Genomic DNA, 14,524 nt, shown 5'->3' on the forward strand with positions numbered 1-14,524 from the left:
CGCGGCGGCGCGCCGGCAGCCTACATGCCACGTCGCCGGCGCGCCCGCCTCCCGTCGTTCGGTTCCCGCTCAGCTCCAGGTCGCGGTGGCCGCGGCTCGCACGCCTTGCGTCAGCGCGCTGTCGCTGCGGAGATCCAAGGCGCCGAGAGCCGCGGGCGCGGCGCCGCACCGAATGCACCGGTTCTTGCTTGCCACGCGGCCGCGGGCCGGTAGAGCCGCCGTGGCGTGTCGATAAATTAACGGTTGCCCTTCACGTGAGGTGCGGGGCTGCACCCCTTCTTCAGGAGTGTTGAGCATGAGAGCGAGCCTTGCTTGCGGCGCGATGGTCATCTTGCTTGCCCAGGGCATGCTGGGATGCGGGGACGACACGGAGCCCGGTGGAACCGGGTCGTCGAGCTCCTCGACCAGCGGTAGCGGCGGCAGCGGCGGTGGCACCGGCGGCAGCGGCGGCGGTGGCACCGGCGACGGTGGCAGTGGCGGGGACGGCGACGGTGGCAATGGCGGGGACGGCGACGGCGGCAGCGGCGGAGAAGGCGGCAACGGCGGAGGCGACGCAATCGCCTGGACCCCTTGCCCGCTCTTCACCGACGGCACCGGCGAGGACGCCGAGTGCGCCGAGATCCCCGTCCCGCTCCGCTGGGACCAGCCGGAAGGCGAGACCATCACCTTCTTCGTGAAGCGCAAGCTCGCCGCGACCCAACCGAGCCGCGGACAGCTCTGGCTCCTGAACGGCGGGCCGGGGTACTCGGGCGCCGATTTCGAGCCGTCCGTGCAGTTCCTCGCCGGCGTCGACCCGACGCTCGACATGTACATGCCGGACCACCGCGGCACCGGCCGCTCGAGCCGCCTCGGCTGCGCGGACGGGGAGACGCCGGAGAGCGAGGCCGGCAGCTATCTCACCGACGCCGAGCTGACCGCTTGTCTGCCGTCGATCAAGGCCGAGCTGGGCGGCGACATCCAGGGCTACACCGTGACGAACGCCGCGCGCGACGTCGGCGAGACCATCGCGCGGACGCGCGCCCCAGGCGGCGACGTCATCGTCTTCGGCGGCTCCTACGGCTCGATCTGGGGCCACCGCTACCTCCAGCTCTATCCCGACCAGCCAACGGCCGTGTCGCTCACCGCGCTGGCCGTCAACTCGCGCCTCTCGGACATCGATGTCTGGCTCAACGACCTCGGCCAGCGGTTCATGGGCCTCTGCGGCGCCGACCCGTCCTGCTCGGAGAAGCTCGGCGCCGATCCGTGGGCGACGATGACGGAGACCCTGGATGCGTTCGAGGAAGGCGCGTGCCCGGAGGTGGCCGCGCTCGGCTATGACCGGCCGGTCTTCCAGGCGCTGTTCGCGCAGGTCCTCTACCAATGGGCGCCGCGGCCGCTCATCCCGGCGCTGATCTACCGGCTGGACCGGTGCTCTCCTGCCGACGTCGCCGCGTTCACCCACCTCGCGGGGATCGTGCTCGCTCCCCTCCCCGAGCCGCTCTCGCCCTCCCTGCGGTTCTACTCCCCGGTGCTCCGCAACAACATCATGCTGTCGGAGCTCTGGGCCGACCCACCGCCGCCCGCGTCCGAGATGCAGCAGTACCTCGCGGAGGCCAACGTGGCCCTCGGGCTGACGGACGACGCCGCCGCGGTCCACGAGAGCTGGCCGCGGTACACCCCCGACGCCTACGCAGGGCAGTGGGCCACGACGAGCGTGCCCCTGCTGCTCCTCCACGGGGGGCTCGACTTCATCCCGAGCGCGATACCGGAGGCCGTCGAGCGCCACTTCACCGGCCCGAACCAGACCTTCGTGATGATTCCGCGGGCCCCCCACGGCCTCGAGAGCCCGACCAGCGGCGGCACCTCGTGCGACCTGGAGATCCTGCTCCAGTTCATCGCCGATCCCGAGGCGCCCCTCGACACGTCGTGCACCGAGCGGATCCTGCCCCTGGATTTCAGCGTCGATCCGACCCTGAGCGCCACCTACCTCGGCACGGACGACGCATGGGACGGCGAGCCGGGCGCGGAGCAGCGCGCGTCCACCGCGTCGCCCGAGCACGAGCGCGCGCTCGCGCGCCTGCGCGAGGCGATCGCGGCTCGGTGACGACGACGGGCTGCATAGAGTTACAACAAGACTAGATCAGGAAGAACGTCTCCCGGGGTACGGCGAATTCTGCTAGAGCTGTGAGCCGCGTCGAGCGCGGATCGCGCCCCGACGCGAGCGGCGGATTCTTAGGACGACGGCGACCGTGCCGCGCTGCGGCAGCGCGCAGCTCCGGCGAGCGGGCCTATCACCTTTCGGGCATCGACATGACTTCTTCTTTGCATCGCGACATCGCACGCTTCACTTGGGTTGGGATCTCCTGTCTGGCCCTGTCCGCCGCGGCGGCGGGGTGCTCGGACGACGGGAACGGCGGCTCGGACGCGGGGGGCGCCGGCGGCTCCGGCGCGGGGACCGGCGGCGCCTCGAGCGTGAGCTCGGGCACGGGCAACCCCATCGCCACCAGCAGCAGCGCCGGCGGCGGCGCCAGCAGCAGCACCACGACCAGCAGCAGCACCACGACCAGCAGCAGCACCACGACCAGCAGCAGCACCGGGACGCCGAGCGCGACGAGCACCACGTCGAGCACCGGCACCGGCACGCCGACCGGCGCGTGCCCGGCGAACGCGACGTTCTGCGCCGACTTCGAGGGCGACGGGCTCCCGGAGGGCGCGACGTACCGCCCGTCGTACCAGGCGGCCGACGCGCTGAAGAACATGGAGATCGACGCCTCGATCGTCCACGCCGGCGCGCGCTCGCTGCACGTGAAGCCCGGAATGAGCGGCTACGACTGGAGGATGCTCTCCGTCCCGGCGCCCGGTCCCACGTTCTGGGTCCGGCTCTACGTGCGCAGCAGCGTGGATCTCGGCCAGTCCGACCACAACGCCTACTTCCAGGCCATGACCGGCACCGGCGAGCCGAACGAGGGGGACAACGTGGAGGTCGCCGAGCAGTACTGCCAGATCGTCCTGAACATGCGCGACGATGTCGTCCTGCCGACGGGCGGCGACTTCCGGTGCGGGAGCGGCGGCGCGAGCCTGCCCAAGGACCAGTGGCACTGCATGGAGGCCTACTTCGACGGCACCAAGGGCGATGTCCAGATCTACGCCAACGGCACCAAGATCATCGACAAGACCGGCTGGAAGAAGCTCGACTTCAAGACGTTCAGCTTCGGCTACCTCGGCTTCCACGGCCCCGCGCGCTCGATGTGGTACGACGACGTGGCGGTCGCGCCCGAGCGGATCGGCTGCGCCTCCCCCTGACGCGCCCGCGCGCCGGCGCGCACGTGGCGCCGGCGCGATGCTCTCCTGTCGATCCTGGCCTCTCCCTCGCTGGGCAGACGCGGCCGCTCCCCCTCTCAGAACGTCGCTCGTAAGCCGATGAAGCCCGGCCCGAGCACCGGTGTCAGCGCCGCGCGCGCGCCCGAGGTCGAGCCCTGGGCCGGCAGCATCAGCAGGCCGGCGACGCCGACGCCGGCGCCGATCGCGAGGACCGCGAAGCCGGCGTTGGAGACGTTGGCCAGCGTGTTGGCCGCGCCGAGCTCGCCGCGCCGGCTCGGAGGGCAGCGGTCGTTCGGGCACGCCTCGGCGAGCGCCCCGGACCTCGCGAGCGTGAGCGCGCCCGCGACGGCCCCGACGCCCAGCCCGATCGCGCCGACGCCGAACCCCGTGGCGGCCAGCACCATCCCGGCGCTCCCCGCCCGCGGCTCCCGCCCGGACGCCGGTCCGGCCGCGCGCGGCGACGGCGCGCCCGCGGACCCCGGCGCAGCCGGCGGCGCGTCCTCCAGCGCCGGGACGGCGACCACGATCGCGGCGCGCTCGGGCGGCACCTCGACCTCGGTCGACCACGCCCTCTTGCCCGGCGCCGCGGCGGCGACCCGATGCCGGCCCGGATCGACGGGGAACGGCGCGTTCAGGGCGGCGCCGTTCAGCGGCTCGCCGTCGAGGGTGAGGCGCAGGCCCGCGGGCGGCTCGGCCATCCTGACCTCGAGCCGCGCGAGCCGCTCCTCCAGCGCCTCGCGCTGCGCGCGCGCGAAGCCCTCGCGGTCCTTCCGGCCCTCGCGCCGCGCGATCTCCTCGACCGAGCGGAGCTCGGCCCAGGCGGTCGCGAGCTTCCCCACCTTCTCGTGGCACACGGCGAGGTTGAGGAGCGTCCCGGGCTTCGGCTCGAGGCGCTGGCTCTCCTGGAACTTGTCGCAGGCCTCGGGGAACTGTCCCCGCTTGAAGAGCTCGCGCCCCTGTCGAAAGAGCGCCTCGGCCACGGGCTTGACCGCGCGATCGGCGCGCTGCGCGGAGGCCGCGCCCGACAGCGCGACGGCCCCGAGCAGCACGCCGGAGCCGAGGAACGAGAGCCCTCGCTTCATCTTCCCGGCTCACTCACGCTGATCGAGGAGCCTCTCCACGTTGCCCTGGCTCGCCGCCGCGGCGCGCCGCGGCCGCGCCGGCAGCGGCGACAGGCTCACGTCGACGTCGTGATCTCGGTCCGGGCGGAGCTCGATGCTCCTGTCCTTGAAGCCGGGCTTCCTCAGGACCAGCGCGACGGGCTCGCTCCCGCGCGGCAGCGCGATGGGGTCGCGGGCGCTCCCGACCCGCCGCTCGCCGAGCCAGACGTCGGCGTCCGCGGGCCGGGCCGACAGCCGCACGACGACCGTCTCCGCGGGCGCCGCGGGCGCCTCCGCCGGCGCGGCGGGCCGCGGCGCGAGCGTCCCGGCCTCCGCGGGCGCGCCCTCCGGCGCCGGCGCGGCGCTCGACGGCGCCGGCGCGGCGGCGGCCGAGGCGAGCGGCGCGCCGCTCGACGGCGGCGCGCCGCTCGATGGCGGCGCGCCGCTCGACGGCGGCGCGGCCGCCGAGGCGAGCGCCACGGCGCCCGGGCCGTCGACGAGCGGGGGGAGCCCGGAGGGACGCCCTGCGGTCCACATCCACGTCGCGGCGAGGAGCCCCGCGGCGGTCGCGACCACGAGCTTCCAGCGCCGCGCCGCCCGCGCGGCCGGAGCGCTCGGCGGCGCCTCGACGGCGGCCAGCGCGCGCAGCGACGACCGGCCGCCCGCCTCCGCGCCGCGCGCCGGATCCGCGGCGCCGATGCGCGCCCCGGCCGGACGGGAGCTCGCGCCTCCAGGGCCGGCCATCCGCCCGGGCGCGCTCTCGGTGACCGCGAGGGTCGAGCCCTCGATCGCGACCGAGGGCTCCGGCGCCCGGCTCCCGTCGGTCGACGGGGGCTCCGTCTCGAGGAAAGCGCCGAGCTCCACGGTGGCCGTGTCCTCGGTCGCCGCGGGCGAAAGCCCCGGGGTCCACGTCGCGCTCACCGTACCCATCCCCTCCGCGGCCGAAGGCTCCGCTTCCGGGGTCCACGTCGCGCTCACCGTCCCCACCCCCTCCGCGGTCGAGGGCTCCGCTTCCGGGGTCCACGTCGCGCTCACCGTCCCCATCCCCTCCGCGGCCGAGGGCTCCGCTTCCGGGGTCCACGTCGCGCTCATCGTCCCCACGCCCGCCGCGGTCGAGCTCCCCTCTCCCGGCGCCCACGTCGCGCTCTCCCGCGCGACGTCCTCGGTGGCCGAGCTCCCCGCTCCCGGCGCCCACGTCGCGCTCCTGGGCGACGAGGCCGGCCCGTCCGGCGCGCTGGCGCGCGTGAGCCCGATCCGCCGCGCGGCGTCCAGCAGCGCGGCGACCGCCTTGCTCGCGGTCTCGGGCCGGTCGCCCGCGCGCTTCTCGAGCATCGCGAGCACCGGCAGGTCGAGCTCGCGCGGCAGATCGGGGCACACGCTCGACATCCGCGGCGGAGGATGCAAGACGTGGTTGTACATCACCGCCACGGCGGACCCCCCGGCGAACAGGTACTTTCCCGTCAGCATCTTGTGGATCATCACGCCGAGCGCATAGATGTCTGCGGCCGGCCCGATCCGCTCCCCGCGCGCTTGCTCGGGCGCCATGTACTGCGGCGTGCCCAGCACGACCCCGGTGCTCGTCTCCTCCGAGCCGTCGGCGAGCTTCGCGATCCCGAAGTCGAGCAGCTTCGGGAACCAGGTCCCGTCGCGCTCCGCCGCGAGGAAGACGTTGTCCGGCTTGAGATCCCGGTGCGTGATCCCCGCCTCGTGCGCGGCGTCGAGCGCGTCGGCGATGCCCCGCAGGATGGGGACGACCGTCGGGAACGGCAGCCGCCTCCGGCGCCGGCACAGCTCGCCCAGCGTGAGGCCGTCGAGCAGCTCCATGACGAAGTAGTGCCGCTGCTGCTCCGGGAGCACGCCGAAGGAGAAGATATCGATGATGTTGCGCTGGCGGATCCGGTTCACCGCGCGCGCCTCGGCGACGAACCGGGCGACGGCCTGCGGCTGCGCGGCGAACCGCCGGTTCAGGACCTTGATGGCGACCTTCTTGCCGATGAGCGGGTGCTCGCCGGCATAGACCTCTCCAAAGGTGCCCGCGCCGAGCTTCCGCTCGATGCGGTACTCGCCGACCATGGTGTGCGGCGCGAGGAGCGGCTCGGCGGGGAGGCTCAGGCCCGCGGGCAGGAGCGGATTGCCGTCGGCCGAACACGCCTCGACGTCTTCATCGTACACCGCACCGCACTGGGGGCACGTCGCCATACGAAGCCATGCAAGCGAGGGGTCGCGTGGTCCTGGCTGCCCCACGCGGGGCAAGTCGTTGCAAAGCCCTAGAATATCGGGCTCGTGCGGTCTTGGCTACCCCCATCCCGGGCGGCGCCGCGCCCAGGCGTCCCGCGGGTGTCGCGTCGCCGCCGCGCTTTCCCTCGCTTTCCCTCGCTTTCCCTCGCTCTCCCGCGCGTTCCCGTCATGCGCGCCGCGCGGCGCGGCGACCGCGCGGATCACTGGCACATCGACATGCACGAGCACGATCTCCCGCACGTTTGATCGACGATGGTGGTCTCGAGGATGCAAGCAGCGAGGCAAGTGTTCGCCCCACAGTCCAATTTTACGTTGCTCGCGCAACCCGAACGGCTGCACTCGAGGTAACACGGACCGTCATGGCTGCAATGCATGTGCAGGCCTTGACACCCGCCGTCGCCGCAGACGACCTCGCACGGGTACGGTCCTATGCAGACCACGCGGATGTTGTTGCACTGGTCGTTGCACTCGAGCCGCGCCGGGCGCTCCTTGGCGTCGAGCATCCGGTCCCGGACGCACTCGCCTTCGGTGTCGCACCGGGTGATGCACTTGCCGCCTTCGCAGCGCTCGCAGCCGTCGCACGGGGCCGGGTCGGGCGGGCTCGCCCCGCACGCCATGCACGTCGCGCTCATCGTGTCGCAGACCGCGCGTTCGACGCAGCCGTTGTAGATCGAACAGCTCGTGGCGCACGCGGTCCCGCTCGGGTCGCAGTCGTACGACCCGCAGCTGGTCGGCTCGGCGGAGCACGTCCCGTCATCCCTGCAGGTGCCCGGAGGCGTGACGATGCCTTCCTTGCACGTCCCGCCGCACCTCTCGCCCACCGGCCCGCAATCGCCGACGACGCCGCCCGCCGACTCGTCGACGTCCATCGCGTCGATGCCCGAGACGAGCTGGCATCCCGCCGCCGGAAGGCCCACGAGCAGCGCCAGCGCGCCGCGGACAGCGAGCGCCCTCAAGTCAAGGTCGTACATCCCGGCGGAGAGATCAGCCCAGCGGGGCGCTCCGGACAAGCTCAACCGTCAGCGCCCGAGCGCTCAGGCAGACAAATTCATACAGGGTGGATTTTTCTTCTCTGACCGCCCTCCGCGGCGCGGCGGGCCCGCTTCGCCGCCGTCCTCCGGGCGCGGACGGCGGCGAACGGAGGCGAACGGGGGGCGGCGTGCGTGGATGCGCTTGCTCCCCCGCGCGGCCGGCTCCATAGCCGACCGGCCGGCGCGCCGGCGCGGCGAGCCGGGATGACCACATGCCGGTGATCTCGGCACAAAGGTAGATGCGATGCCGTACTTTGCTTTCCGGAATTTCCCCGACGATACGCCGATCCCCGATGACTGCTATAGCTGCGACGGTTCGCCGGACTGGGCGGCATTGCTGGAGTGGATATGCCCCGACCTCTCGCGCGACGAGGCGGAGCGCCTCGCCGCCGTCGGCGAGGCGAGCGGAGACCGACCGGACATGGCGGGCCTGAAGCGGCTCATCGAGGCGCACGCGAGGCCAGCGCCGCACGGCGCGGAGCGCCCGGACGCAACGACGTGAAGGCGCGGCGGCGCGACGACGTGAACGACGCGAACGACGCGAACGACGCGAACGACAGATGAAGGCAAAGACCCGAGAAGGATGCCGCGGAGCGAACGTGATGACTTGGTGTCATGCGTCTGACGTGCTCGTCTCGGCAGCGAGGCCGCGCCGTTTCCTCCGCGCGGCGCCGGCGGCTCCGGCCCTCGGCGCGCGCGGCGCCCTGGCGGGGCGCCTCGCGCGTCGCTAAGGAAGGGGCGATGGCGACGATCATCGACCCTCGACGTCACACGTGGTGTAGCACCCCGGTGGACGACTTCGGCCTTCTGGTCGATGCCGACGAGTATTACCCCGAGTTCTACCGGGTCGCCGCCAAGGCGCGGCGCTACCTGCTCCTCGCCGGCTGGCAGTTCGACAGCGACGTCGCCCTGCTCCGCGGCGGGCGGGAGGCGGAGGTGTCGAGCCCGATCACGCTGCTCAAGTTCCTGAACCACCTCTGCGAGATCAACCCCGATCTCCAGATCTTCATCCTCGCCTGGGATTTCCACCTCGTGTTCGCGCTCGAGCGCGAGTGGCTGCAGCAGCTCGTCTTCGAGTGGACGAACCACCGGCTGCACTTCCTCTTCGACTCCACCCACGTCGAGCGCGCCTCGCACCACCAGAAGTTCGTGGTGGTGGACGGCGAGCTCTCCTTCCTCGGCGGCCTCGACCTGTGCGACCACCGCTGGGACGACCGCAGCCACGCGAACAAGAACCCGTTCCGCGTCAGCCGCGGGGAGCCGCACAAGCCGTTTCACGACGTGCAGGCCTACCTGCGCGGCCGCGAGGTCGCCCGGGCGCTGACCGAGATCTTCACGGATCGCTGGCGGCGCGCCGGCGGCGTGCCCATCGCGCTGCCGGACCTCGAGGGGGCAGAGCCGACGTTCCCCGACTACCGGCCCGAGGGCGGCATCCCGATCGCGGCGCGGCGCGTGACGCTGAGCCGCACCGATCCGCACGGCGCGCCGACCGGCGCCCCGAACTGCACGGAGATACGCGACCTCTACCTCGACGCCATCGACGCCGCCGAGCGCTTCATCTACATCGAGACGCAGTACTTCAGCTCTCACGTCATCGCCGAGGCGATCGCGCGGCGGATGCGCGCCGAGGGCCGGCCGCTGCTCGACGTGGTGCTCATGTTGAACATGGAGGCCGAGACGATGAAGGAGCAGATCGCCGTCGGCCTCTCGCAGGCCAAGGTGCTCGGCGCGCTGCGCGCGACGGCGGCGGAGACCGGCCACCGCCTCGGCATCTACTACACCCTGCCGGCGTGCGGCGAGGACGAGACGGCCGAGCGCGCCACGTACATCCATTCCAAGCTGATGATCGTCGACGACCGGTTCCTCACGATGGGCTCCGCCAACCTGACGAACCGCAGCCTGTCGATCGACACGGAGATCAACGCCTCGGTCGAGACCGAGGACCCGGGCGACGCGCTGGGCCGCTCGATCCGCAGGGTGCGCGCGTCGCTCATCGGCGAGCACCTGGGCGACACCGAGTTCGACCGGGCGGACGACCTCGTCACGTACCTCGACGGGCTGGCGAGCCCCCCGACCGGGCCGCGCACGCCCGGGAGCTCGTGCCGGCTGAGGCTCCACCCGTCGCCGACGGCGGACGAGCGCGCCCTGCTCGAGCTGATCGACCCGCATCAGCTGCCGTTCGACCCCGCCGCGGCCGAGGACATCGACAAGCGGAACGGCTCGCTGTTCGTGGGCGGGCTCGGCGCGCTCTGGCGCCACCTCTTCAGCAGCCGCAGCGACGCGAACCACGCCGACGCCAATCACGCCGACGCCAACCACGCCGACGCCAACCACGCCGACGCCAACCACGCCGACGCCAACCGCGCCGGCATGAGCCTCACCGACGCCAGCCGCATCGACGTCAGCCGCACCGACGCCAGCCGCACCGACGCCACGTAGCCGGCAGGCGGCGCTCCGCGCGCACCGACGACCGACGGGCGGGCCGCACGGAAGGCCCGCGCGGCGCGCGCCGTTGCGGGCCGCCGGTGGCACATGGTATGCTGGTGTACTGGTAACCTGCAAAAGGTTCCTTCGGGTGTTCTCTCGAGTTTGAAGCGTTTCTGAAGCGTTGACGCGACGAGGAGTATGCAAGAGGCAGATATCAAGATCGGGGGCATTTCGGTCCGCGACCTCGCGGAGCAGTACGGCACGCCGCTCTATGCCTACGATGCCGAGCGCATCCGGGAGAACTTCCGTCGACTCACGCGCGCGCTGCGCAGCTGTTACCCGGAGGTGTCGGTCTTCTACGCCATCAAGGCGTGCAACAACCTGGAGATAGCGAAGCTCCTGGTCGAGCAGGGCTCCGGCGTGGACGCGGCGAGCCCGAACGAGATCCGCCTGGCGCAGGCGCTCGGGCTCTCGGGCGAGCAGATCATCTACACGGGCAACAGCCTCTCGGACGAGGACCTCGCCGCGGGGCTGCGCGCCGGGGTGATCTTCAACGTGGACGACCACGGCATCCTGCGGCGCCTGTTCGCGCTCGGGCGGCCGCGCTGCATGTCCTTCCGGATCAACCCGAGCGGCGAGGACATCGCGACGCCGGATCTGAAGCCGTTCGCTGGGCCGTCGGCGAAGTTCGGGATCCACCCGCGCTACGTGGAGGACGCCTACCGCACGGCGCTGGAGAACGGGGTCGAGCGGCTCGGGGTGCACATGATGCCGCACTCGCAGGCGAACAAGCCGGAGAGCTTCGCGCACGTGACCGCCAAGCTGCTCGACCTGATCGGGCCGGTCGCGCGGAAGCTCGGCTTCGACCTGGCGTTCCTGGACATCGGCGGCGGGCTCGGCATCCCCTACCGGAGGGAGCAGCCGGCGCTCGACGTGGACGCCGTCGCCCGCGAGATCGCCGCGGTGGTGCAGAAGAAGTGCGCCGAGCACGGCATGAAGGCGCCGCGCCTCGTCATGGAGCCGGGGCGCTACTTCGTCGGGGACGCGGGCTACGTGCTCGGGCGGGTGATCTCGATCAAGCAGGGATACAAGACGATCATCGGCACGGACATCTCGATGAACACGATGGCGCGGCCGGTGATGTACGGCGCGTATCACGAGGTGCGGATCAACGGCCGCCGCGGCAAGACGGCCCCGATGGCGATGACGGGGCAGGTCTGCGAGAACACGGACATGTGGATCAGCGAGCGCGAGCTCCCCGCGGACGTGGCCGAGGGGGACGTGGTCGTGTTGATGGATGCGGGCGCGTACGGGCACGTGATGAGCTACGACTACAACGGCCGGCTGCGGCCGGCGGAGGTGCTCGTCGACGGCGGGAAGAGCCGGCTCATCCGGCGGAGGGACACGTTCGAGGACATGGTGTCGCGGATGTGCCTGTCCGACGATATCAAGGAGCGGCTGCGCACGATGGGGGTGGATCCGGCGGGCGCGGCGGGGCGCGGCTGAGCGGCGGAGCCCGGGAGGCCGCGGCTGCTCGGCCCCGGAAGGGGCCTACCGCCTTCACGAGAGCGATGGGTGGAGCCTCACGGGAACGGGGCGAGCGGATCCTGGGGGACAGGCGCGCCGAGGCCGGCGGACGGAGGGGGCCAGTCACCGAACTGAGGGCCAGGGGGGCCTCCGCCGGGCGGGGGCCACTCGCCAGGTTGCAGGCCAGGGAGACCGCCGCCGGGCGGGGGCCACTCGCCAGGTTGCAGGCCAGGGAGACCGCCGCCGGGCGGGGGCCAGTCGCCAGGCTGCGGGCCAGGGAGACCGCCGCCTATCGCGACGACAGGAGGGGGCACGGGCCCCCACTCCGAGGCCGGCAAACAGATGACGTTGCCGCGACCCGTCAGGATGGCGCCGTAACGGCACCCGTAGGCCCCCGGCGTGGCATCGAACCGGGCAGGCTCCGAGACACAGGTGTTCACCACGGCGACGTACGTGGTCCCCGGCGGACAGCCGTGACAATGCTCAGCGGCCGGCGCCTCACCCACGCTCTCCTCGACGTCCGCCGGCGCCAGGGCGGCAGAGGGGGCCTCCCGCCCATCCCCCTCGTCCGTCGCCGCCATACAGCCGGCGAGCGCCGCCGACAACGAGGCTGCGAGCAGCACGACGATCTTCCTCGATTCAGCCATGTGGAATCTCCTGATTGAAGGGCGAGACAAGATCGCTCGACCGCCGCGTTGAAAGACGACAGAGTCGCCGCGACACAGCTGGCCAGCCCCGACTACGTTGGATGACACAGTCAGCTCGTCAATCGCGGCGGAGCGGTCGAGAGAGGCGGCAAACGACGCATGGATTCGCGCGAATCCTGCGATAACCATCCGCCGGACGGCGCGTCGATCAGCGCATGTGGCGCCCGACGCCGCTCGCGATCTGCCCTGCTTTCTTGTATACCTGGCCTATGCCGTTCACGTTCGTCTGCATCGATCACGTGCAGCTCGCGATGCCGCCCGGACAGGAATCGCGCGCCGTGGCGTTCTACCGGGACGTGCTCGGGATGGAGCACGTCCCCAAGCCCGAGCCCCTCGCGTCGCGCGGCGGCGCCTGGTTCCGCGCAGGCGCCGTGGCGGTCCACCTCGGCGCGGAGCACGACTTCAGGCCGGCGCGCAAGGCGCACCCCGGCCTCGTCGTGAAGGGCATCGACGACGTCGCAGCAGCGCTCGAGGCCGCGGGCCACGCCGTGCGCTGGAGCGACGAGCTGCCCGAGGTGCGGCGGTTCCACACGGACGATCCGTTCGGGAACCGCATCGAGATCATCGACGGCGGCTGAGGCGCGCCGCGCAGCCCGAGCTTCACGGCGCGACCGCCCCGGGGACGCGCGCCGCCCGCACCGCCTTCCCGTCGAACGCGGCCGCCAGCGCGTGAATCGGCGCCGCCCCCGCCGCCCGCAGCTCCGCCGGACCCAGGCGCCCTGCTCCGCGAGGGCGCGCCTTCAGGCCGCCGACGCCCGCGACCCGGCCTTGCTCGCATGGCGGTTCGCCGGCCGGGCCAGCCCGAGGTTCTCGCGCAGCGTGCGGCCCTCGTACTCCGTGCGGAACAACCCCCGCCGCCGCAGCTCCGGGATCACCAGCTCGACGAAGTCGTCCAGCCCGCCCGGGAGCCACGGCGGCATCACGTTGAACCCGTCGGCGCCGCCCTGCGTGAACCACGCCTCCAGCTGGTCGGCGATCTGCTCCACCGAGCCCACGATCGTCCAGTGCCCGCGCGCCCCAGCCACCCAGAGGTAAAGCTCCCGGATGGTGAAGTTGCGCTTGCGGGCGATGTCGAACATCAGCGCCTGCCGGCTCTTGTTGTTGTTGGTCTCCGGCAGGTCGGGCAGCGGGCCGTCCACCGGATACCCGGACAGATCGATCCCGCCCGACAGCCCCGAGAGCAGCGACAGGCCGACCTCCGGCAAGATGAGGTCCTGCAGCTCCTGGTACTTCGCCCGGGCCTCCGACTCGGTCCGGGCGACCACGGGGAACACCCCCGGCATGATCTTCAGCTGGTCGGGGTGGCGCCCGTACTTGGCCATCCGCCCCTTCACGTCGGCGTAGAAGGCCTGCGCGTCCTCCAGCGTCTGCTGCGCGGTGAAGATCACCTCGGCCGTCTCCGCCGCGAGCTCCCTGCCCGCCTCCGAGGATCCCGCCTGCACGATCACCGGGTGCCCCTGGGGCGGGCGCGGGATGTTGAGCGGCCCGCGGACGGAGAAGAACTTCCCCTTGTGATCGAGCGTGTGCAGCTTCTCCGGGTCGTAGTAGACCCCCGACGCCTTGTCGCGGAGGAAGGCGTCGTCTTCCCAGCTGTCCCAGAGGCCGGTGACCACGTCGACGAACTCCCGCGCCCGGACGTACCGCTGCGCGTGGTCGGGGTGGGCGTCGAGCCCGAAGTTCCCGGCCGCCTCGCCCCCGCCGGTGGTGACGACGTTCCACCCGGCCCGCCCCTGGCTGAGGTGGTCCAGCGAGGCGAACTTGCGGGCCAGGAGGTAGGGCTCCTCGTACGTGGTGGACGCCGTGGCGATGAAGCCGATGCGCTCGGTGACCGCCGCGAGCGCGGAGAACAGCGTGACCGGCTCGAAGCTGGCCCCGTAGGCGGTGCGGCCCTGCGCCCCCGGCCGGTTCTGCAGCGCGAGCCCGTCCGCGAGGAACACGGCGTCGAGCTTGGCCCGCTCCGCGGTCTGCGTGACGCGCTTGTAATGCGCGAAGTTGATGCCCCCGTCCGCCTGCGCGCCCGGGTGCCGCCAGGCGGCCACGTGGTGCCCTGCGCCGGGCAAGAAGGCGCCCAGACGGATCTTTCGTTGATGGTCGCTCATGGATGTCCTCGGTCCTCGCGTCCGCGTGTGGGCGCGCGCGCGGACCGCCGCGCGGCCGCGCCGCAGCCGCGCCGCGCACCGCAAGCGTCGTGCCC

At 72.3% G+C, this 14,524-nt stretch carries 12 protein-coding genes; 6 read left to right on the top strand and 6 right to left on the bottom strand.

Annotated features, from left to right (window positions below; translation table 11 throughout):
- Positions 1–295: 295 nt before the first annotated feature.
- A complete protein-coding gene (locus tag WME98_RS05140) occupies positions 296–2,083 on the top strand; it encodes an alpha/beta fold hydrolase (protein ID WP_437950254.1) in 1,788 nt (595 codons plus the stop codon).
- Positions 2,084–2,270: 187 nt separating this feature from the next.
- Here the strand turns inward: WME98_RS05140 and WME98_RS05145 are convergent, their stop codons facing one another.
- On the bottom strand, positions 2,271–2,738 hold the full coding sequence (locus WME98_RS05145) for a hypothetical protein (protein WP_437950255.1): 468 nt from the start codon (positions 2,736–2,738) through the stop codon (positions 2,271–2,273).
- On the opposite strand from WME98_RS05145, the gene WME98_RS05150 reads away from it, so the two are divergent.
- The gene (locus tag WME98_RS05150) at positions 2,737–3,282 is read left to right on the top strand and encodes a hypothetical protein (RefSeq protein WP_437950256.1); all 546 of its coding nucleotides are present in this window, start codon (positions 2,737–2,739) and stop codon (positions 3,280–3,282) included. The genes WME98_RS05145 and WME98_RS05150 overlap by 2 nt on opposite strands.
- 95 nt (positions 3,283–3,377) lie before the next feature.
- Here the strand turns inward: WME98_RS05150 and WME98_RS05155 are convergent, their stop codons facing one another.
- The 3 genes from WME98_RS05155 to WME98_RS05165 all read right to left on the bottom strand — a co-directional run bounded on the left by WME98_RS05155 (position 3,378) and on the right by WME98_RS05165 (position 7,594).
- Positions 3,378–4,382: a tetratricopeptide repeat protein gene (locus tag WME98_RS05155; protein ID WP_437950257.1), complete on the bottom strand. Its 1,005-nt coding sequence runs from the start codon at positions 4,380–4,382 to the stop codon at positions 3,378–3,380.
- Between the two features lie 9 nt (positions 4,383–4,391).
- Entirely contained in the window at positions 4,392–6,599 is a 2,208-nt protein-coding gene (locus WME98_RS05160) for a protein kinase domain-containing protein (RefSeq protein ID WP_437950258.1), read from the bottom strand.
- Between the two features lie 239 nt (positions 6,600–6,838).
- Positions 6,839–7,594 (bottom strand): hypothetical protein, encoded by a 756-nt coding sequence (locus WME98_RS05165; RefSeq protein ID WP_437950260.1) that lies wholly within the window; start codon positions 7,592–7,594, stop codon positions 6,839–6,841.
- 319 nt (positions 7,595–7,913) lie between these two features.
- Here WME98_RS05165 and WME98_RS05170 point away from each other — a divergent pair, with 319 nt between their 5' ends.
- The 3 genes from WME98_RS05170 to lysA all read left to right on the top strand — a co-directional run bounded on the left by WME98_RS05170 (position 7,914) and on the right by lysA (position 11,602).
- Positions 7,914–8,171: a hypothetical protein gene (locus WME98_RS05170; protein ID WP_061628685.1), complete on the top strand. Its 258-nt coding sequence runs from the start codon at positions 7,914–7,916 to the stop codon at positions 8,169–8,171.
- A 239-nt stretch (positions 8,172–8,410) separates the two neighbouring features.
- Entirely contained in the window at positions 8,411–10,108 is a 1,698-nt protein-coding gene (locus WME98_RS05175; RefSeq protein WP_437950261.1) for a phospholipase D-like domain-containing protein, read from the top strand.
- A 186-nt stretch (positions 10,109–10,294) separates the two neighbouring features.
- Complete coding sequence (lysA, locus tag WME98_RS05180) at positions 10,295–11,602, top strand: diaminopimelate decarboxylase (protein ID WP_437950262.1); 1,308 nt, start codon at positions 10,295–10,297, stop codon at positions 11,600–11,602.
- A gap of 77 nt (positions 11,603–11,679) precedes the next feature.
- On the opposite strand, the gene WME98_RS05185 is transcribed toward lysA, so the two are convergent.
- Positions 11,680–12,270 (bottom strand): hypothetical protein, encoded by a 591-nt coding sequence (locus WME98_RS05185; RefSeq protein WP_437950263.1) that lies wholly within the window; start codon positions 12,268–12,270, stop codon positions 11,680–11,682.
- A gap of 269 nt (positions 12,271–12,539) precedes the next feature.
- Here WME98_RS05185 and WME98_RS05190 point away from each other — a divergent pair, with 269 nt between their 5' ends.
- Positions 12,540–12,908 (top strand): VOC family protein, encoded by a 369-nt coding sequence (locus WME98_RS05190; RefSeq protein WP_020738613.1) that lies wholly within the window; start codon positions 12,540–12,542, stop codon positions 12,906–12,908.
- 162 nt (positions 12,909–13,070) lie between these two features.
- On the opposite strand, the gene WME98_RS05195 is transcribed toward WME98_RS05190, so the two are convergent.
- On the bottom strand, positions 13,071–14,429 hold the full coding sequence (locus tag WME98_RS05195; RefSeq protein WP_437950264.1) for an LLM class flavin-dependent oxidoreductase: 1,359 nt from the start codon (positions 14,427–14,429) through the stop codon (positions 13,071–13,073).
- Positions 14,430–14,524 lie beyond the last annotated feature (95 nt).

It is taken from the genome of Sorangium sp. So ce296 (assembly GCF_051529605.1).
Classification (GTDB): Bacteria; Myxococcota_A; Polyangia; order Polyangiales; family Polyangiaceae; genus Sorangium; species Sorangium cellulosum_D.

What these genes read in the sequence shown, in the direction of transcription:
- WME98_RS05140 (WP_437950254.1), top strand. Translation starts at nt 296, where the DNA reads ATGAGAGCGAGCCTTGCTTGCGGCGCGATGGTCATCTTGCTTGCCCAG.
- WME98_RS05150 (WP_437950256.1), top strand. Translation starts at nt 2,737, where the DNA reads ATGGAGATCGACGCCTCGATCGTCCACGCCGGCGCGCGCTCGCTGCAC.
- WME98_RS05145 (WP_437950255.1), bottom strand. Translation starts at nt 2,738, where the DNA reads ATGTTCTTCAGCGCGTCGGCCGCCTGGTACGACGGGCGGTACGTCGCG.
- WME98_RS05155 (WP_437950257.1), bottom strand. Translation starts at nt 4,382, where the DNA reads ATGAAGCGAGGGCTCTCGTTCCTCGGCTCCGGCGTGCTGCTCGGGGCC.
- WME98_RS05160 (WP_437950258.1), bottom strand. Translation starts at nt 6,599, where the DNA reads ATGGCGACGTGCCCCCAGTGCGGTGCGGTGTACGATGAAGACGTCGAG.
- WME98_RS05170 (WP_061628685.1), top strand. Translation starts at nt 7,914, where the DNA reads ATGCCGTACTTTGCTTTCCGGAATTTCCCCGACGATACGCCGATCCCC.
- WME98_RS05175 (WP_437950261.1), top strand. Translation starts at nt 8,411, where the DNA reads ATGGCGACGATCATCGACCCTCGACGTCACACGTGGTGTAGCACCCCG.
- lysA (WP_437950262.1), top strand. Translation starts at nt 10,295, where the DNA reads ATGCAAGAGGCAGATATCAAGATCGGGGGCATTTCGGTCCGCGACCTC.
- WME98_RS05185 (WP_437950263.1), bottom strand. Translation starts at nt 12,270, where the DNA reads ATGGCTGAATCGAGGAAGATCGTCGTGCTGCTCGCAGCCTCGTTGTCG.
- WME98_RS05190 (WP_020738613.1), top strand. Translation starts at nt 12,540, where the DNA reads ATGCCGTTCACGTTCGTCTGCATCGATCACGTGCAGCTCGCGATGCCG.
- WME98_RS05195 (WP_437950264.1), bottom strand. Translation starts at nt 14,429, where the DNA reads ATGAGCGACCATCAACGAAAGATCCGTCTGGGCGCCTTCTTGCCCGGC.